The organism is Maribacter algicola, from assembly GCF_003933245.1.
GTDB lineage: Bacteria > Bacteroidota > Bacteroidia > Flavobacteriales > Flavobacteriaceae > Maribacter > Maribacter algicola.
Genome location: NZ_QUSX01000001.1, coordinates 73,505 through 90,707, shown reverse-complemented (window position 1 = coordinate 90,707; position 17,203 = coordinate 73,505). Strand labels below are relative to the sequence as shown.

Sequence of the window (17,203 nt, the reverse complement as noted above, 5' to 3'; positions counted from 1 at the left end):
AATGGCCCAAGAGGACAAGGAAAAAATAAAGGAGATTATCGAGGAAGACATTTGGGGTTCAATAAAGGAATTTCTTGACCTTGGGTTCCATTATACTTCAGGGGATAGCTCTATTCATATTACTATTGGCAATCTTTTACTTATAACTATTGCCTTTATAATTACCAGTTTTATACTCCAATGGGTGCGCAGGTTTTTCACAAGAAAAATGGAAACTGATGACAAACTTAAGTTTATCAGCATCTTCAAGTTCATAAAGTATCTAGTATACATCGTGGTGATACTATTTACCATGAGCGCAGCAGGAATTGACATTACCATACTTATAACAGCTTCCGCAGCATTGTTCGTTGGTTTAGGCCTGGCCTTACAGGATTTGTTTCAGGATATCATTGGTGGCATTTTTATCATTGTGGATAAATCGCTAAGGGTAGGGGATATTATAGAGGTTGATGGAAAAGTTGGTAAGGTTTTCGAAATAAAACTTCGCACCACAAGGGCGATTACAAGGGACGATAAAATTATCATTATTCCTAATCATCATTTTATCAGTGATATTGTTTACAACTATACTCAGAACCACAAGACAACAAGGGAAAGCGTTAAAGTGGGCGTTGCCTATGGTAGTGATGTACAATTGGTAACAAAAATATTGGAGGGTTTGGTAAAGGAGCAAAGAGGAGTGCTAAAAAGCCCTAAACCCTTTGTTATTTTTGAGGATTTTGGGGACTCTGCATTGCTTTTTTCCCTTAACTTTTTCATTAGCGATAGTTTCTCAGATCCTAGGATAAAAAGTGAATTACGTTACAAAATCGATGCTGCCTTTAGAAAAAACAATATAACCATACCCTTTCCACAAAGGGATGTTCATATTTATCAACAAACCCCTTTTCAGCACAGCAATGCACAAACAGATACCAAGCAATGATGGGCAAGTATAGTCGGGCCCTATTTTTAATGATTTTTGTAAATTTTACATTTTTGGGGCAAACACCAGATGTATTTAGGGCAGAATATATGTTGATGCCGGAAAATAGGGCCGGGGTTGAAACATCGAGAATCAAATTACTGGCGAACGTTCCCATAGCCGTGCGCGGTAAAAGGGATTTTATTGTATTGGGAAGCGAGTACAACAGATACAATTTTGAAGTTCCGGATACCTTGTTCCCAAATGCCGGGGACCTAAGAAAGCTGCATGTTATTGATATCAACTTTGCATATGTTTATAAAATCTCGGAAGAATGGAGAATGGTGGGCGTAGTTACTCCAAGATGGTCCTCAAATTTTGTAAAAGAACTTCAAGAGGACGATTTTAACATAAATTATACGGTAGGCGCCTACCAAGACAAGAAGGACATAGAAAAACCGTTCCGTTTGGTTCTAGGAATTTCCTATAATTCCAATTCACCTGTACAGGTACCTTTGCCAGTACTCTATTATGAAAAGCGTTTTCATCCCAGCTGGTCCTATATTTTGGGAGTCCCAAAAACGGGTATGAAGTATTTTACACCAAAAGGGCATTTCTTTCAAACGGAATTATTTCTGGATGGGTACTACGTGAATATCCAGAATAATATTTTGTTATCGAATAACATTTTGTCGACAGATGTTTCTTATACGGCATTATTATTGACATTGGGATACCAGTACAAGATAACCAAGGATATGTCCGTTTATTTGGTTGGGGGATATTCCCTATTTCAAAATGGGGCCCTTAGGGACGATGATAGAAGGGATATCTTTACGTTGAACGATTCAGCCGGACTTTATTTTAGAACGGGATTCAGAATAGGAATTTAAAAGTAAGAATTATGTCAAAGATTTTAGTGATTGAAGATGAGGCCGCAATTAGGAGGGTATTGGTAAAAATACTTTCTGAAGAAAGCGATAGTTATACCCTTGAGGAAGCCGAAGACGGTCTTAAAGGACTGGAAACTATCAAAAACAATGACTATGACCTTGTACTTTGTGATATAAAAATGCCCAAGATGGACGGTGTGGAGGTCTTGGAGGCCGCCCGAAAAATAAAACCTGAAATTCCGTTTATCATGATCTCCGGTCATGGAGATTTGGACACAGCGGTAAACACTATGCGATTGGGGGCTTTCGATTATATTTCAAAACCCCCAGATTTAAATAGATTATTGACGACAGTTAGAAATGCACTGGATCGAAAGGACTTGGTGGCGGAAAATAAGATATTAAAGAAAAAAGTAAGCAAGAACTATGAAATGGTAGGGGAAAGTGCTGAAATTTCCGCTATTAAGGATATGATCGAAAAAGTGGCGCCTACGGATGCTAGGGTGCTGATTACTGGTTCAAATGGGACCGGTAAGGAATTGGTGGCCCATTGGTTGCATGAGAAAAGTGGTAGGAGCAAGGAGCCCTTTATTGAGGTCAACTGTGCTGCTATCCCTTCGGAATTAATAGAGAGCGAACTTTTTGGCCATGTAAAAGGGGCATTTACCTCTGCCGTAAAGGATAGGGCCGGAAAGTTTGAGGCGGCGAATAAAGGAACCATATTCTTGGACGAAATTGGGGATATGAGCCTTTCCGCACAGGCAAAAGTACTTAGGGCCTTGCAGGAAAATAAAATATCAAGGGTGGGTACGGATAAGGATATCAAAGTAGACGTTAGGGTACTTGCTGCCACCAATAAGAATCTTCAAAAGGAAATCGAGGAGGGGAAATTTCGCGAGGACCTCTATCATAGGCTCGCGGTCATTTTGATCAAGGTGCCAAGTCTTAATGAGAGAAGGGAGGATATCCCATTATTGATCGAATATTTTTCCCAAAAGATTACGGATGAGCAAGGTATGCCTGCCAAAACCTTTTCGAACAAGGCCATCGAGCTTTTAAAAGGATATGATTGGACCGGTAATATACGGGAACTGAGAAACGTGGTCGAAAGACTCATAATTTTAGGAGGAACAGAGGTATCTGAAGAGGATGTCAAGCTTTTTGCCAGTAAATAGTCTAGAGTAACGCCTAAAGGCTTAATGTTCCATTAGGTGTTACTCCAGATTTTAAATTTTAAGCATTGGAATTCTTAAGGTCTTCAACAAGTGCGCGTTACTTACCGTAGCAATCACGAAGTTTCTCTAACGCATTGACCGTAATTTCCTTGGTTCTGAGATAGTAGTATTTTTTACCTTCGGTAAGGTTTTCCACCAATAGTTGGTTTTCGCATTGCTCGATAATGTTATTTGCAAAACTACTTGCTTCCTTACAATTGACAGTTTCAACGACAGCATTGAGCGATTTTCTGTACCTCTCTAAGGATTGATCAATCTCTTTGTATATGGGACTTACGGATTGCGCTACCACCGTTTTCTTACTATTCCCATTAGGGTCTTGTGATTGAGCTTTTGCCAATTCCTCCCTGTTTTGTTTTTCGTGGTACTCATGTTCAGAAAGTGAGTTCAAACCCTTCATGATACTCTCCAGTGATATTAAAAGTAAGTCCTTTGCTTTAAAGAGTTCTTCCTGCTTTGTGGCCAATTTTAAGTTTTCAACGCTCTCTTCCAATTCTTTTTGAGCATGTTCGCAACCACAATTGGAAAGTTTTTTTTCGGTTTTTTGAATCGCGCTTATAGCCTTGTAAACATGGTATTTTAGAATGTTAATATCGGGATTTTCCAATGCCTTTTCCGTTTGGGACTTTGCAAATTCAATGTTGGCTTCGGCATATTCACATTCCCTAAGGTTTGCAAAGGAACTAAGGAAAATAAGGAATACTACAAGGATGAGGTTTGTGTAGGTTTTGTTCATTCGAATAAGTTTGGTCGTAAAATTTGGGATTTTTACAGGGCTAAATTTACAATGGCTATTGGCCTTGGGACTTATTTTTTCGATAGGAAAGCAAAGTTGTTCGTTCAATAGTTCATTGGTTCGTTTTCTAGGTCGAACGGAGATTTTTTTTTGAATGGATTCCAACTTCACCGATTAATATTCTATATTTCGGTATGGATTATATAGATATTGAAAAATATAGGGTGCGCGAAAGCATCCAAATCGCTAAGGTTCCAAGTTTTGAGGATTTTGGAAAAACAGATAAGCAATTAAAAAAGGATCTTGGTAAGGTTAGGAGGGAATTGGGAGAATTTCAGGATATTCTTTACGCCCATAACAAGTACAGCGTATTAATTTGTCTTCAAGGAATGGATACTGCAGGGAAGGATAGTCTGGTGCGAGAGGTGTTCAAGGACTTCAACGTAAGGGGTGTACAGGTGCATAGTTTTAAAGTGCCAACGGAATTGGAATTGGACCATAATTATTTGTGGCGGCATTATTTGGTTTTGCCCGCCAAAGGGAAATTCGGTGTTTTTAATAGAACACACTATGAAAATGTGCTGGTAACCCGTGTCCACCCGGAATACATTCTTAATGAACGTATACCGGGCATACATAGTGTGGGGGATATAGACCAGAAGTTTTGGGACAACCGCTTTGAGCAGATAAACAATTTTGAACGCCATTTGCATGAAAATGGTACGATCATATTCAAGTTCTTTTTACACCTTTCCAAGGAGGAACAGCGACAACGTCTTTTGAGAAGATTAGCGTTACGCGAGAAGCATTGGAAGTTCTCACCAGGAGATCTTAAGGAACGGAAATTATGGGATAACTATCAGTTCTGTTATGAAGAGGCCATAAACAATACCACAAAGGAGCATGCCCCTTGGTATACGATACCGGCGGACAATAAAAAGGCGGCCCGAGTCATTGTTGCCAAGATTTTGTTACAAAGGTTAAAAAAATACAAAGATATAAGGGAGCCCGCCTTGGAAGCTGAAATAATGGCTAATTTAGACGACTATGAGAATCAACTTCAAAGTGAAAAGAACGATTAAACTAGGCATTTACTGCCTTTTTTTTGTTCAGACGGGGTGGTCCCAAAATTCAGACCAAGAACAGATTAAGAAAATCTATGATGTAGCATTGACCCAAGGGAAGTCATATGACTGGTTGAACTATCTCTCCAATCAAATTGGAGGGCGACTTTCAGGATCTATTCAAGCCCAACAGGCCGTCAACTATACAAAGCAAGAACTTGATTCCCTTGGTTTGGACAAAGTTTGGTTACAGCCCGTTATGGTGCCAAAGTGGGTAAGGGGAATACCTGAATTCGCATATTTTGAAACCTCTCCAGGTGTTACTACCAATGTTCCCATTACCGCGCTTGGAGGATCCGTGGCTACCCCGCCAAATGGGGTTAAGTCTGAGGTGGTCGAAGTAAAGGGCCTTGAAGATTTGGCGGCTTTGGGAGAAGCACAAATCAAGGGTAAGATCGTTTTTTACAATCGGCCTATGGACCCTACCTTGATAAATACGTTTGCGTCATATTCGGGGTGTGTAGATCAACGTTATGCCGGAGCCATGGAAGCAGTCAAATATGGTGCTATAGGTATTATTGTTAGGTCCATGAACTTAAGATTGGATGACTATCCCCACACCGGGTCCATGAGTTACGGGGACTTGCCAGAAAACAAAAAAATCCCCGCAGCGGCCATTAGTACCAACGCGGCCGAATTGTTGAGCGCCACTTTAAGATTGAATCCCAATATCAAATTTTATTTCAAGCAAAACTGTAAGCAGTTTGCAGATGTTGAGTCGTACAACGTCATTGGTGAAATAAAGGGAAGCACCCATCCAGAGGAAATTATAGTGGTAGGAGGACATTTGGATTCCTGGGATTTGGGCGATGGATCCCACGATGATGGAGCAGGTTGTGTGCAGAGTATGGAGGTGTTGCAGATTTTTAAGAAAATAGGATATAGACCAAAAAGGACCATCCGTGTTGTTCTGTTCATGAACGAGGAAAATGGTTTGCGAGGCGGAACTGAATATGCCAATGTTGCAAAGGAAAATAAAGAAAACCACATCTTTGGATTGGAAAGCGATTCAGGGGGATTCACTCCACGGGGATTCACTTTTGATGGCCCCGAATCAAGTTTTGAAAAAATCATTGGCTGGAAAGACCTTTTTGAACCATATTTAATTCATTTATTTGAAATGGGGGGAAGTGGAGCGGATATTGGTCCCTTGAAGAATGAAAGTATTACGTTGGCCGGCCTTAGACCCGACTCCCAACGATATTTCGATTATCATCATGCGGAAAACGATACGTTCGAACAGGTCAACAAAAGGGAACTCGAGCTAGGTGCCGCATCCATGACGAGTTTGGTATACCTCGTGGATAAATATGGTTTAACTCCCTAACGGAAAGTTGGATAAGTGGATCTAGGCTCCAATATATTCTTTTGATTACCTTTGCACCTCATTTAAAACAAGTAAAATGGAAGACGGATTATACGCAAAATTCAACACTACAAAGGGTGAAATATTGGTTAGACTAACCTATGACAAAACACCTGGAACAGTTGGAAATTTTGTCGCCTTGGCCGAGGGTAAAAGGAAAAACAAGGTGAAGGATTTAGGAGAACCTTATTACGACGGGCTGAAATTTCATAGGGTAATTCCTGATTTTATGATTCAAGGAGGATGCCCACTGGGAACGGGAACAGGTGATGCCGGGTATAAGTTTGATGACGAGTTCCATCCAGCATTGAAACATGATGGACCAGGAGTACTTTCTATGGCGAATGCGGGACCGGGAACGAATGGGAGTCAGTTCTTTATAACACATGTTCCAACACCTTGGTTGGATGGTAAACATACAGTTTTTGGTCAGGTTGTTAGCGGACAGGAAGTTGTGGATGCTATTTCCCAAGGGGATACCATGGATTCCGTAGAGATTGTGAGAGTAGGGGAAAAGGCCAAAGCTTGGGATGCCGCGTACGCATTTGAAAATTTTGAAACGTCAAAAGCGGAGCGTTTGGCCGCTGCAAAAGCGGCGCAAAAGGCGGCTTTGGACAAAGTTGCCGCTGGGTTTGATGAAACGGATTCCGGTCTCAGATATAAACTGATTCAAAAGGGAGATGGACCAAAGGCCGAGAAAGGTAAAATGGTATCGGTACATTATGAAGGAGCCTTGGTAGATGGTCAAGTCTTTGATTCTTCGTACAAAAGGAGTTCGCCCATTGAATTTCAATTGGGAGTAGGTCAGGTAATCCCCGGATGGGATGAAGGTATTGGATTGCTTCGGGTAGGTGACAAGGCGCGCTTTGTTATTCCATCGGATTTGGCCTATGGAAGTGCCGGTGCAGGTGGTGTCATACCTCCAGATGCTACCTTGGTTTTTGATGTTGAGTTGATGAAGGTAGGGTAAATATAAAATCAGTCCTAAACTAAAAAAACACCTCGGAATTTCCGGGGTGTTCTCATTTTGTCTTCAAATAACTTGAAATCAATAAAATGGCATTGAACAATATTAAAAGGAGAATAATGGCCAAAAAAGTTTTCATTTGGGATAAGGGTTTATAAAGTTGACAAACTGTATTTCAATCACATTTGAGAAACAATTTGTTCTTACAAAACCCTACTAGAATTTTAGGGAATATTAATTTTTCTTTCTTCTAAAACTAGTTGCCAACATAGCGATATTTAAAAGAATCAAAAATAGGAGTACTCCAAAGAAAGTGTTCATAAGTCAGATTTTAGTGTGGGGAACTGAAAAATGCTTTCTTTGAAGATTCAAAAATGTAAAAAGGTTGCGTAAACTTAGAAAAATAAAAGCCCGGACAATTTGTCCGGGCTATAGAACTATAAAAAAGTTAAATCGTTACCTAGTCAAGAACCTTCACATTAACGGCGTTCAATCCTTTTTTACCTTGTTGTAGTTCAAATTCTACAACATCACCTTCTCGAACTTCATCGATTAAGCCAGAAATGTGTACAAAATGATCTGTGTTTGAACCATCTTCGGTGATGAAACCATAACCTTTGGAATCATTGAAGAATTTTACTGTTCCTTTACTCATAATAAAAAAATTATATATTAAATTAAAATGCGAAGATAACGTTTAATTCTTTATGAGATAGCTTTTTAGCAAGTTATCTCATAATTATGAATTTTATTTTACGTGTACTATATCAATATGTTTGCCTATGCCGTTGGGTCAGGGGTCATTCTTAAATAGGGCTTTATTTCTTCCACGCCCTTGGTAAATAGTTCCCTAGCTTCTTTTGTAGGAATTGCCGGGCTAACCACAACATCATTGCCATGTTCCCAATTCGCCGGTGTGGCAACTTTATGATAGGCTGTTAACTGAAGCGAATCTATAACTCTCAATAATTCATAAAAATTACGCCCTGTGGAGGCCGGATAGGTAAGGATCAGTTTCACAGTTTTGTCCGGAGCAATAATAAATACGCTTCTTACCGTTAGATTGCTATCCGCTTTTGGGTGAATCATGTCATAAAGCGTGGAAACCTTTTTGTCCTCATCGGCTATGATTGGAAAATTGACAGATGTGTTTTGTACTTCGTTGATATCCTTTATCCATTCATTGTGGGAATCAGCTCCATCTACACTCAAGGCCAACATTTTGACATTTCTTTTATCGAACTCTGGTTTAAAATTGGCTGCAGTTCCCAATTCTGTTGTACAAACAGGTGTGAAATCCGCGGGATGTGAGAATAGAATTCCCCAGCTATCCCCTAGATAATCATATAAATTTAGAGTTCCCATGGAACTGTCTGCTGTAAAATTTGGTGCCGTGTCGCCTAATCGTATTGTTGCCATTATTTTTGTATTTTAATTATCCTATAAAATTACTAGATTATTAGTTTTATAAACGGATTTTATGGTTAAAACTCTATTAAATTTTTAATTTTATACAATGGAAAACCTTGAAAAATTACGCTATCCGATAGGACATTTTATTTGCCCGGAAACCATTTCAAAGCAGGTTAGGAACTCTTGGATACAGGAACTTGAAAGTCTACCCAAAAGGCTAGGACCACTTATACTTTCTCTAAATGAATCACAGCTGGATACTCCATATAGACCTGAAGGCTGGTCAATAAGGCAATTGGTCCATCATATCGCAGATAGCCATCACCACAGCTATACTCGTTTTAAATGGGCACTAACGGAAGATGCACCATTGATTAAAGCTTACGACGAAAAGTCTTGGAGTGACTTAATCGATGCCAAAACCGCTCCAATTTCACTTTCACTGACTTATATTGAAGCCTTGCATGCTAAATTGGTTTTTTTGCTTAGAGGGTTGGAAGAGGGTCAATTCGAAAAATTCTATATCCATCCAGATGGTCAAGTAAAGGTTACGGTTGCTGAAAATATTGGAAAATATGCCTGGCATGGAAACCATCATTTGGCACACATTCAAAATTTAATGATAAGGGAAGGGTGGTAGATTAAAGAATGTCTTTCTTCAGAAGGTACATGGGTTTCTCATCTTCAATTACGTTATCAAACGGAACTGTGCTATTGGCCACTATGGTAAAGCCGTTGACAAGATAAAAACCTAGTGCCCGTCCTTTTTGCATGGATTCCAAAAAAAGTACTTTTTTTGAAAGCTTTCTGGCCTTGTCCTCAACGAATTGGATGGACTTGGCGCCAATTCCCTGACCCGAGAACTCATTTAGAATGTATATTTTATCCAAATAAATGGCTTCTGATTCCGTAAAGGTTAAAATACTTTTGTGCAATGTTACTTTTAAAAGCCCTACATAGGTAGTATCTAGTTGTATTATATAAAGATCGGTGTTTATATCCAACTCCTCGTTTAATAGTACCTGTTTTGTAAAGCTATTTTGGATATATGTGGTAGTGTCCCCATTGGGCCATAAGTGCCTATAATGTTGGTTATAGGCCATTGTCCCAATATGGATATAACTATCATAAAGAGATGGTGCCAGTTTAACGAACTTAAGTCCTGCCTCCAAGCACATAGCATGTCAAATTAACAACAAAATTGGACAATCAATTCGCTTTCCATTTAATGTTGCAGCCAATGCTCGGTTTTTGGATATTCGAAACTTGGGTGCCGTTCAAAAGGGCATCCATGGCATTGCAAAGATCCTTGCCCGTAAGTGGTATTCCATTTTCTGGACGGGAATCATCCAATTGACCTCTATATATTAGGGATTGTTCTTCGTCGAATAAATAGAAGTCTGGTGTACACGCAGCGTCATAAGATGTGGCCACTTCTTGTGTTGCATCGTACAAATAGGGGAATGGATAACCTTCTTCCATTGCTTTCAGTTTCATAAGGTTTGGGGCATCCTGCGGATAGTTTTCAATATCGTTACTGGAAATGGCAATAAACTGGATCCCCATTTCTTGATAGAGATTGGCCAGCTCCGTTATTTTTGGATTGACATGAATGACAAAAGGACAATGATTGCATATAAACATTACCACCGTTCCCTTTTCGCCTTTAAGCTGTTGAAGGTTTAACATAGTTCCAGAAACGGTATCCAAAAGCATAAATGGAGGTGCTTTTGTACCTAGTTCCAACATATTACTCGGTGTTCTTGCCATGTCTCAATTTTATTTTCAAAGTTATAAAAACAAATAGTGTTGTAATTGGTGCTATCAATTATTAACTTATAGAAACTAAAAATGGGACTAATGGAAAAATCATATAAATCACTTTCTGAGGCAATAAATGAATTAAAAAAAGAAGGATTTTCGGAGGATTTTAACCTATGCGACGTTGGTATCGAAAACAAGGCAAAAAGGAATATTCACAAGACAGTGGACCTAAATGTCCTTAAATACTATCGTTTTGAGGGACAGACCAATCCAGATGACAGTACTATTCTCTACGTTATTGAAACCAGTACGGGTGAAAGGGGGCTCTTGGTCGATGCCTATGGTGTTTATGCGGGAAATGTTTCTTTGGAAATGATAGAAAAACTAAAAATCCATTAGTATAAATTTTTTGGGTCAAAATGGTATGATAGCTTTTTAACACTATTTTAGTATATTGCTTTCTTGTCCGATAAATGGATTGAATTTAATCTTTATTTTTTGACCGAAACTACCCTGGATAGTGTCCAAATTAATTTTGATGGTGAGGCCTTATGGCTCATGAACATTGTTCTGGCTTTGGTAATGTTCGGGATAGCACTTGAGATTTCGATAAAGGATTTTAGGCAACTCTGGATGCGGCCTAAGCCAGTCTTCGTGGGGGTTGCGAGTCAATTTTTTCTTTTGCCCCTTATAACCTTTGTATTGGTCTATATATTAAAACCTTACCCAAGTGTGGCATTGGGCATGTTCATGGTGGCCGCTTGTCCCGGTGGTAATATTTCCAATTACATAACACATTTAGGTGGTGGAAACACAGCTCTTTCCGTATGTCTTACGGCCATTGCTACCCTTTTGGCCATCATAATAACACCTTTCAATTTGGAATTTTGGGGCTCCCTTTATGGCCCTACTTCTAACATATTGAGTTCCGTGGCCATTGAACCTTTGGAGATGGTAAAATTGGTTGCCTTATTACTTGGGGTTCCCTTGGTTCTGGGTATGGGTATGAATCATTGGAAACCGGTACTTGCTTTTCGAATGGCCAAGTTTTTCAAAGTGTTTTCCCTCGCATTTTTTATTTTTTTGGTTTTTCTTGCCTTGTTTAACAACATTGCCATTTTTTTGGAGTATGTGCTGTACATTTTTTGGCTTGTACTGCTTCATAACTTACTGGCCTTTTTGAGCGGATATGGCATGGCGAAGGCATTCGATTTGGACAATCAAAATACGAGGTCCATTACCATTGAGACCGGAATACAGAATTCAGGTCTTGGGCTCTTATTGATATTTACTTTTTTTGATGGCTTGGGAGGGATGGCTATTTTAGCCGCTTTCTGGGGAATATGGCATATGGTTTCAGGTTTGCTTTTGGCAACTTTCTGGAACTTTAGGTCCGTAAAAGGTGAGCGACTTGCATGAAAAACTTTCTTTATAATTTGGTAAAGGTCTACATAAAAACAGGCCTTCATTCATATCACAAGAAAATAGAGGTTTTTGGTCTGGAACGGGTACCTACGGACAAACCCGTGCTATTCCTGCCCAATCATCAAAGTGCATTGATGGATGTATTGCTGATTGCGGTGGATTGTAATAGAAAGCCCTATTTCTTAACACGTGCCGACGTTTTTGGAAAACCATTATTGAATAAACTCTTCAAGTTTTTCCAGATGATTCCGGTGTACCGTATTCGCGATGGACGACGTTCACTAAGTAAGAACGAGTACGTTTTTGACACATGTTCGGAAATACTGGGTCGGAGCCAGGCATTGGTTATGTTTCCAGAGGCCAATCATAATTTAAAACGCCGTGTTAGGACCTTGAGCAAAGGCTTTACCAGAATTGTGTTTAGAACATTGCAACAGAATCCTGGTATTGATTTGCAGATTGTTCCCGTAGGTCTTAATTACAGTGATGCGACTAGTTTTCCAGATTCCGTATCGGTGTATTACGGTAAACCAATTAGTGCTGGGTCTTTATATGATCAAGCGGCAATACAGGAATCAGAAAAAAGAACAAAAACCGCAGTGTCCAATGCCCTAAAAAAACTTACAACACATATAGACTCAGAAGAGGACTACGACCAAATTATTTCTTATTTGGAATCGAAGAATCTTTCCTTTTTAATGCCTGCAACTATAAATGAAAATATAGCAAGTTTTGAAAAGGACAATCATGAAATTGGAATAGCGAACGAATCAAAAAATAGGTTTAACTTTTTCAAGTTTATTCTTTCGCTTATAAATCTGCCAATTTGGCTAGTATGGAAATTCCTTGTGAAGCCTCAGGTTTGGGAAGCTGAATTCACGGGTACCTTAAGATATGCAACGGCCCAGGTAGGCTTTACAATTTATTTTTCTTTACTATTTGCCGTGACGACTATCTTGGTAAATTATAAAATGGCGTTGGCCCTAGTAATTGGCATTTTCCTTTTAAATAGATTGCTGGTTAAATGGGCCTAATATGTACCCCGCCAAAATACTCATAAAATAAAAACGACCCTAGTAAAGGGTCGTTAGTTTCTTTAAGAAGGGATATTTAAATATCATCAAAACTAACATCCGTAAAACTGCCACTTGCATTGGAATCACTGGCGTCACTTGTTTCTTCATCTTCTTTTTTAAAGTCCTTTTGATGTCTTTCGGAAATAACCTCTTGACCCTTTTCATCGATGATAAAGTCCATCATTTCCTCAACATTTTCCTTAAAGGCATCAAAATCTTCTTTGTATAGGTAAATTTTGTGTTTTTTGTAGTGGAAAGAACCATCGTCATGTGTGAATTTTTTACTTTCCGTGATTGTTAGATAATAGTCGCCGGCTTTGGTGCTTCGTACATCAAAAAAGTAAGTCCTTCTGCCCGCTCTTAAAACTTTAGAGTGAATTTCCTCTTGATCCATTAAATCTCTGTCGCTCATTTCCTAATATATATTCTATGGTTAGTCTACCAAAAATGGAAAAAAAATAGTTATTCGGCAACTAATTTTTAGTTTTCTTTATCCGATAGTTGATTCTTATAAAGCTCTTTGTAGTAACCTTCTATAGTATTTAATTCTTCATGTGTTCCCTCTTGAATGAGTTGGCCGTCTTCTAGAACCAGGATTTTATCAGCATTCTTGGCCGATGAGACCCTATGACTTACAATAAGCGTAGTCTTTTCCTTAGAGGCTTTTTTAAGATTGTTCAGGATATCTTCCTCCGTTTCTGTGTCTACCGCAGATAGACAATCATCAAAAAGATATATTTTAGGGTTTTTCAATAACGCCCTTGCAATGGACACCCGTTGCTTCTGACCTCCACTTAAGGTTATACCTCTTTCTCCCAATATGGTGTCATACTTTTTGGAAAAGCCCATGATGTTCTCATGGACGACGGCGTCTTTGGCTTTGGCGACAATTTCTTCTTCTGTAGCATCTTCCTTGCCAAATTTGATGTTGTTCTTAATGCTATCGGAAAATAGAAATGCATCTTGGGGAACGGCCCCTATGGCTTGTCTTAGACTGGTGATTTCATAGTCCCCAATAGGTTTGTTATCAATTGTTATTTCGCCGGAAGAGACATCATAAAGGCGTGTAACCAAATCCAAAACAGTCGATTTTCCAGAGCCGGTTTTACCCAGAATTGCGGTGGTTTCCCCCGGATTTATAGTAAAGGATATATTCTTTAGGGCATTGATTTCAGTGTCCTCATAGGTAAAACTGACATTTTTAAACTCTATTTTGCCTTCTACATCCGTCAATTCAACAGTACCATTTACAAGTTCGGATTGCTGTCCCAAAAACTCATTGATTCTCTTTTGACTTGCTTCAGCTGTTTGAACAATGGAAGTTAACCATCCAACAATAGCCACAGGCCAAGTCAACATGTTCACGTAAAGAATAAATTCGGCAATTAACCCCACGCCAATGTCTCCCCTTAAATACTGCCTACCCCCTATATAGATAACTAGTATATTGCTGATACCGATCAGAAGAATCATTAGTGGGAAGAACCACGCATTTACACGGGCTAAACTCATGCTTTTTTCTTTACCGTCACTGGCCAACACTTTGAGTTCGCTATTGGTCTGGGCTTCCAAGGTGTAGGCCTTTATTACGGATACACCAGAAAAAACCTCCTGTGTGAAGGTAGAAAGGGTCGATAAATATTGTTGGACTATGGTACTCCGTTTATGGATAACCTTACTAATTTTATATATTAAAATAGAAAGAATTGGCAGTGGTAGCAGTGTATATGCCGCCAAGGTTGGTGCCTTTATAAACATCAAGGGCACAAGGCAGGCAAAAAGAGTCAAGGTTTGTATTCCGTACATAATGGCCGGGCCAACATACATACGAACTTGGTTGACGTCTTCACTTATACGGTTCATTAAATCGCCAGTTCTGTTCTTTTTATAAAAGTTGAGGCTTAGGGTTTGATAATGGGCGAAAATTTCATTTTTAAGATCATACTCGATATAGCGGGAAACATAGATAATGGTCTGCCTCATCAAGAACGTGAAAAAACCGGATAGTAATGCGGCACCCACGATGATCAATATGTAATCCATCAAAAGGGACTTGGCTTCAGTTTTGGCAATTTCGGAGTTGATAAATTGCTCGACCGCGGTTATAATCTTGTTCACATAGGATGGCATCACCAACTGAAAAATTCGGGCGATAACAGTGATTATGATTCCTATAAGGAGTTTAAGCCAGTATTTTTTAAAGTACTTATTGAGGTGCCTAAGTTCCTTCATGAAAAATGTTGGTCGTAGTTTTGAGTTTTCAAAGATAGGTCTTTTCCATACTAATTGCGCGTTATAAAACTTCTAAGATTATTGCATTTTGAAAACTATGTCCCGGTCTTTAGTGGACTGATTTAAAGAATATCCCAACAAACGCCAAATTTTTTAAAAAAAGGCAGTCCTTAAAAATATGCACCAATTGGTTTGGTAAGCACTTAAATAGATGCGTACTTTTGCCCAAGAAAATATTCATCAATACAAAAGTTCTTTAAAATGCTTACAAGAAGGCATATTAGGGTCAAAGTAATGCAGTGCATTTACGCCTTAATTCAATCCAAGGATGACTCCCTCCAAAAACAGGAGAAATTTTTAACCGTAAGTATCGAGAACACCTATACCCTCTATTTGCTTTGGCTCAGTCTTTTTAGTGAAATACAGCAAAAGGCCGCGGAACAATTGAACCTCTCATCTAAAAAGTATCTTTCGGATGACAGGGATACTGGATTCCCCAACAAATCAAAGTTCGTGAATAACAGGCTGCTCGTCCAGATCCAGGAAAATCCCTTGGTCAAGGAGGAACTTTCCAAAAGAAAATTGGACAACTGGTACTTGAACGAGGAATATGTGAGGATGATATACAAATCCATTGTTGAAAGTGAAATCTACAAGGAGTATATGGCCAACCCTTATGACGGATATGAGGGGGACAAAGAGTTCATTATCTCCCTATTTAAGGAGGTGATTGCCCCCAACGAGAAGATCTATGATTATTTTGAGGACCATAAACTAACCTGGGTGGACGATTTGCCCATAGTAAATACCTTTTTGGTAAAGCAATTTAAAAAGGTAAAACCCAATGAAAATCCTAAGTTTTTTCTTCCCAAACTTTTAAAAGATCAGGATGACATGGATTTTGCCAATAAATTGTTGAAAAAGACGTTGTTGAAAAACGAGGTATTGGAAAAGGAAATTGAAGGAAAGACCCCAAACTGGGACAAAGATCGTATAGCCGATGTGGATTCGATATTATTGAAGATGGCCATTTGCGAACTGCTCAATTTTCCTTCCATACCGGAGCGTGTCACCATTAATGAATATTTGGAAATTGCAAAGGAGTATTCCACCCCAAAAAGCAGTATTTTTATCAATGGTATTTTGGACAAGCTCACAAAAGAATATAAAAGGGAAGGAAAGCTAAATAAAGTGGGCCGTGGCCTGTTATAAAAATATTTTCTAATTTTGTTTCAATCTAAAAAAAAATCAATAATGAAAAGAGTAATTTTTGCCGTTGGCGCAGTTGCGATGTTTGCATTCACCTCATGTAAGGAAAATGCTTCCAGTAAAATTAAATCCGATAATGTGGCAGAAGCCGCAGTTAGGGACGAGGCTGCGAAGGCAGTACCTGTTATGACCTTTGATAAGGCCGAACATGATTTTGGAACTATTGAACAAGGAACGCCACAGGAAACTGCATTTAAATTTACAAACACCGGTAACGCTCCCTTGATTATTACAGATGCAAAAAGTAGTTGTGGATGTACGGTGCCAAATCCTCCAAAAGACCCGATTGCACCAGGTGAGTCCAGTGAATTGGTCGTAAAATTCAACGGATCCGGGCAAAATCAAGTTACAAAAACCATAACCGTTACTGCCAATACGGAAAAGGGTTCGGAAATTTTGAGAATCAAGGCTTTTGTTAATCCAAAAGGTGCTGCTCCGCTAGGGCCCGTAAAATAATTCGGGTAACATAACTAAAGAATACTACTATGGGTGATATAGGACAGTTTCTTCCAATGATCTTGATTTTTGTGGTTGCTTATTTTTTTATGATAAGACCGCAAATGAAACGACAAAAGGACGAGAAGAAATTTGCGGCGGAATTAAAACGTGGTGATAGGGTTATAACCAAAAGTGGTTTGCATGGTAAGGTTGTTGAATTGAACGAAAAAGATTTTTCCTGCATTTTAGAAACTATGGCCGGTAAACTAAAATTCGATAGGTCCGCCATTTCTATGGAGATGAGCAAAAAACTAAATGCTCCAGAAAAGAAATAACTCCTTTTCTTTTAATAAACTGA

20 protein-coding genes are annotated in these 17,203 nt (G+C 39.0%); 13 read left to right on the top strand and 7 right to left on the bottom strand.

Going from position 1 to position 17,203, the window contains the following annotated elements; translation table 11 throughout:
• Position 1 precedes the first annotated feature (1 nt).
• From DZC72_RS00330 to DZC72_RS00320, 3 genes are read left to right on the top strand one after another with little or no spacing between them, the layout of a single operon-like run.
• On the top strand, positions 2-928 hold the full coding sequence (locus DZC72_RS00330) for a mechanosensitive ion channel family protein (RefSeq protein WP_125220957.1): 927 nt from the start codon (positions 2-4) through the stop codon (positions 926-928).
• Between the two features lie 53 nt (positions 929-981).
• Positions 982-1,800 (top strand): DUF6268 family outer membrane beta-barrel protein, encoded by an 819-nt coding sequence (locus tag DZC72_RS00325; RefSeq protein ID WP_125220956.1) that lies wholly within the window; start codon positions 982-984, stop codon positions 1,798-1,800.
• 11 nt (positions 1,801-1,811) lie between these two features.
• Positions 1,812-2,975 carry a sigma-54-dependent transcriptional regulator gene (locus DZC72_RS00320; RefSeq protein ID WP_125220955.1) on the top strand — a complete coding sequence of 388 codons (1,164 nt, stop codon included), beginning with the start codon at positions 1,812-1,814 and terminating at the stop codon, positions 2,973-2,975.
• A gap of 97 nt (positions 2,976-3,072) precedes the next feature.
• Here DZC72_RS00320 and DZC72_RS00315 read toward each other — a convergent pair whose 3' ends face one another.
• Positions 3,073-3,771 (bottom strand): hypothetical protein, encoded by a 699-nt coding sequence (locus DZC72_RS00315; RefSeq protein ID WP_125220954.1) that lies wholly within the window; start codon positions 3,769-3,771, stop codon positions 3,073-3,075.
• 194 nt (positions 3,772-3,965) lie between these two features.
• Here DZC72_RS00315 and DZC72_RS00310 point away from each other — a divergent pair, with 194 nt between their 5' ends.
• The 3 genes from DZC72_RS00310 (at position 3,966) to DZC72_RS00300 (ending at position 7,231) form a co-directional block, all read left to right on the top strand.
• Positions 3,966-4,853, top strand: a complete 888-nt coding sequence (locus DZC72_RS00310) for a PPK2 family polyphosphate kinase (protein ID WP_125220953.1) — start codon at positions 3,966-3,968, stop codon at positions 4,851-4,853.
• Positions 4,819-6,222 (top strand): M28 family peptidase, encoded by a 1,404-nt coding sequence (locus DZC72_RS00305; RefSeq protein ID WP_125220952.1) that lies wholly within the window; start codon positions 4,819-4,821, stop codon positions 6,220-6,222. The genes DZC72_RS00310 and DZC72_RS00305 overlap by 35 nt, the downstream gene beginning before the upstream one ends.
• A gap of 76 nt (positions 6,223-6,298) precedes the next feature.
• The gene (locus DZC72_RS00300) at positions 6,299-7,231 is read left to right on the top strand and encodes a peptidylprolyl isomerase (RefSeq protein WP_125220951.1); all 933 of its coding nucleotides are present in this window, start codon (positions 6,299-6,301) and stop codon (positions 7,229-7,231) included.
• A gap of 457 nt (positions 7,232-7,688) precedes the next feature.
• Here DZC72_RS00300 and DZC72_RS00295 read toward each other — a convergent pair whose 3' ends face one another.
• Both DZC72_RS00295 and DZC72_RS00290 read right to left on the bottom strand, forming a co-directional pair.
• A complete protein-coding gene (locus DZC72_RS00295; RefSeq protein WP_094995761.1) occupies positions 7,689-7,883 on the bottom strand; it encodes a cold-shock protein in 195 nt (64 codons plus the stop codon).
• Positions 7,884-8,008: 125 nt separating this feature from the next.
• Positions 8,009-8,647 carry a peroxiredoxin gene (locus DZC72_RS00290; protein WP_125220950.1) on the bottom strand — a complete coding sequence of 213 codons (639 nt, stop codon included), beginning with the start codon at positions 8,645-8,647 and terminating at the stop codon, positions 8,009-8,011.
• Between the two features lie 97 nt (positions 8,648-8,744).
• Here DZC72_RS00290 and DZC72_RS00285 point away from each other — a divergent pair, with 97 nt between their 5' ends.
• Positions 8,745-9,281, top strand: a complete 537-nt coding sequence (locus DZC72_RS00285) for a YfiT family bacillithiol transferase (protein ID WP_125220949.1) — start codon at positions 8,745-8,747, stop codon at positions 9,279-9,281.
• A 1-nt stretch (position 9,282) separates the two neighbouring features.
• Here the strand turns inward: DZC72_RS00285 and DZC72_RS00280 are convergent, their stop codons facing one another.
• Both DZC72_RS00280 and DZC72_RS00275 read right to left on the bottom strand, forming a co-directional pair.
• Positions 9,283-9,819: a GNAT family N-acetyltransferase gene (locus DZC72_RS00280; RefSeq protein ID WP_125220948.1), complete on the bottom strand. Its 537-nt coding sequence runs from the start codon at positions 9,817-9,819 to the stop codon at positions 9,283-9,285.
• A 31-nt stretch (positions 9,820-9,850) separates the two neighbouring features.
• Positions 9,851-10,411 carry a thioredoxin family protein gene (locus DZC72_RS00275; protein ID WP_125220947.1) on the bottom strand — a complete coding sequence of 187 codons (561 nt, stop codon included), beginning with the start codon at positions 10,409-10,411 and terminating at the stop codon, positions 9,851-9,853.
• A 90-nt stretch (positions 10,412-10,501) separates the two neighbouring features.
• Here DZC72_RS00275 and DZC72_RS00270 point away from each other — a divergent pair, with 90 nt between their 5' ends.
• The 3 genes from DZC72_RS00270 to DZC72_RS00260 all read left to right on the top strand — a co-directional run bounded on the left by DZC72_RS00270 (position 10,502) and on the right by DZC72_RS00260 (position 12,864).
• A complete protein-coding gene (locus tag DZC72_RS00270; RefSeq protein WP_125220946.1) occupies positions 10,502-10,804 on the top strand; it encodes a phosphoribosylpyrophosphate synthetase in 303 nt (100 codons plus the stop codon).
• A gap of 99 nt (positions 10,805-10,903) precedes the next feature.
• Positions 10,904-11,824 carry a bile acid:sodium symporter family protein gene (locus DZC72_RS00265; protein ID WP_243641605.1) on the top strand — a complete coding sequence of 307 codons (921 nt, stop codon included), beginning with the start codon at positions 10,904-10,906 and terminating at the stop codon, positions 11,822-11,824.
• A complete protein-coding gene (locus DZC72_RS00260) occupies positions 11,821-12,864 on the top strand; it encodes a lysophospholipid acyltransferase family protein (RefSeq protein ID WP_125220945.1) in 1,044 nt (347 codons plus the stop codon). The genes DZC72_RS00265 and DZC72_RS00260 overlap by 4 nt, the downstream gene beginning before the upstream one ends.
• A gap of 76 nt (positions 12,865-12,940) precedes the next feature.
• Here the strand turns inward: DZC72_RS00260 and DZC72_RS00255 are convergent, their stop codons facing one another.
• Both DZC72_RS00255 and DZC72_RS00250 read right to left on the bottom strand, forming a co-directional pair.
• Positions 12,941-13,318, bottom strand: coding sequence for a PUR family DNA/RNA-binding protein (locus tag DZC72_RS00255; RefSeq protein ID WP_125220944.1), 378 nt, complete (start codon positions 13,316-13,318; stop codon positions 12,941-12,943).
• A gap of 68 nt (positions 13,319-13,386) precedes the next feature.
• Complete coding sequence (locus DZC72_RS00250) at positions 13,387-15,138, bottom strand: ABC transporter ATP-binding protein (protein ID WP_125220943.1); 1,752 nt, start codon at positions 15,136-15,138, stop codon at positions 13,387-13,389.
• Positions 15,139-15,399: 261 nt separating this feature from the next.
• Here DZC72_RS00250 and nusB point away from each other — a divergent pair, with 261 nt between their 5' ends.
• From nusB to yajC, 3 genes are read left to right on the top strand one after another with little or no spacing between them, the layout of a single operon-like run.
• Entirely contained in the window at positions 15,400-16,350 is a 951-nt protein-coding gene (gene nusB / locus DZC72_RS00245) for a transcription antitermination factor NusB (RefSeq protein WP_125220942.1), read from the top strand.
• A 42-nt stretch (positions 16,351-16,392) separates the two neighbouring features.
• Complete coding sequence (locus tag DZC72_RS00240) at positions 16,393-16,863, top strand: DUF1573 domain-containing protein (RefSeq protein ID WP_099546576.1); 471 nt, start codon at positions 16,393-16,395, stop codon at positions 16,861-16,863.
• 29 nt (positions 16,864-16,892) lie between these two features.
• Positions 16,893-17,180, top strand: coding sequence for a preprotein translocase subunit YajC (yajC, locus tag DZC72_RS00235; protein ID WP_099546577.1), 288 nt, complete (start codon positions 16,893-16,895; stop codon positions 17,178-17,180).
• Positions 17,181-17,203 lie beyond the last annotated feature (23 nt).

Bases quoted from the DNA above. Each gene is read 5' to 3' on its own strand.
- DZC72_RS00330 (WP_125220957.1), top strand. From the start codon at position 2: ATGGCCCAAGAGGACAAGGAAAAAATAAAGGAGATTATCGAGGAAGAC.
- DZC72_RS00320 (WP_125220955.1), top strand. From the start codon at position 1,812: ATGTCAAAGATTTTAGTGATTGAAGATGAGGCCGCAATTAGGAGGGTA.
- DZC72_RS00315 (WP_125220954.1), bottom strand. From the start codon at position 3,771: ATGAACAAAACCTACACAAACCTCATCCTTGTAGTATTCCTTATTTTC.
- DZC72_RS00310 (WP_125220953.1), top strand. From the start codon at position 3,966: ATGGATTATATAGATATTGAAAAATATAGGGTGCGCGAAAGCATCCAA.
- DZC72_RS00305 (WP_125220952.1), top strand. From the start codon at position 4,819: ATGAGAATCAACTTCAAAGTGAAAAGAACGATTAAACTAGGCATTTAC.
- DZC72_RS00300 (WP_125220951.1), top strand. From the start codon at position 6,299: ATGGAAGACGGATTATACGCAAAATTCAACACTACAAAGGGTGAAATA.
- DZC72_RS00295 (WP_094995761.1), bottom strand. From the start codon at position 7,883: ATGAGTAAAGGAACAGTAAAATTCTTCAATGATTCCAAAGGTTATGGT.
- DZC72_RS00290 (WP_125220950.1), bottom strand. From the start codon at position 8,647: ATGGCAACAATACGATTAGGCGACACGGCACCAAATTTTACAGCAGAC.
- DZC72_RS00285 (WP_125220949.1), top strand. From the start codon at position 8,745: ATGGAAAACCTTGAAAAATTACGCTATCCGATAGGACATTTTATTTGC.
- DZC72_RS00280 (WP_125220948.1), bottom strand. From the start codon at position 9,819: ATGTGCTTGGAGGCAGGACTTAAGTTCGTTAAACTGGCACCATCTCTT.
- DZC72_RS00275 (WP_125220947.1), bottom strand. From the start codon at position 10,411: ATGGCAAGAACACCGAGTAATATGTTGGAACTAGGTACAAAAGCACCT.
- DZC72_RS00270 (WP_125220946.1), top strand. From the start codon at position 10,502: ATGGAAAAATCATATAAATCACTTTCTGAGGCAATAAATGAATTAAAA.
- DZC72_RS00260 (WP_125220945.1), top strand. From the start codon at position 11,821: ATGAAAAACTTTCTTTATAATTTGGTAAAGGTCTACATAAAAACAGGC.
- DZC72_RS00255 (WP_125220944.1), bottom strand. From the start codon at position 13,318: ATGAGCGACAGAGATTTAATGGATCAAGAGGAAATTCACTCTAAAGTT.
- DZC72_RS00250 (WP_125220943.1), bottom strand. From the start codon at position 15,138: ATGAAGGAACTTAGGCACCTCAATAAGTACTTTAAAAAATACTGGCTT.
- nusB (WP_125220942.1), top strand. From the start codon at position 15,400: ATGCTTACAAGAAGGCATATTAGGGTCAAAGTAATGCAGTGCATTTAC.
- DZC72_RS00240 (WP_099546576.1), top strand. From the start codon at position 16,393: ATGAAAAGAGTAATTTTTGCCGTTGGCGCAGTTGCGATGTTTGCATTC.
- yajC (WP_099546577.1), top strand. From the start codon at position 16,893: ATGGGTGATATAGGACAGTTTCTTCCAATGATCTTGATTTTTGTGGTT.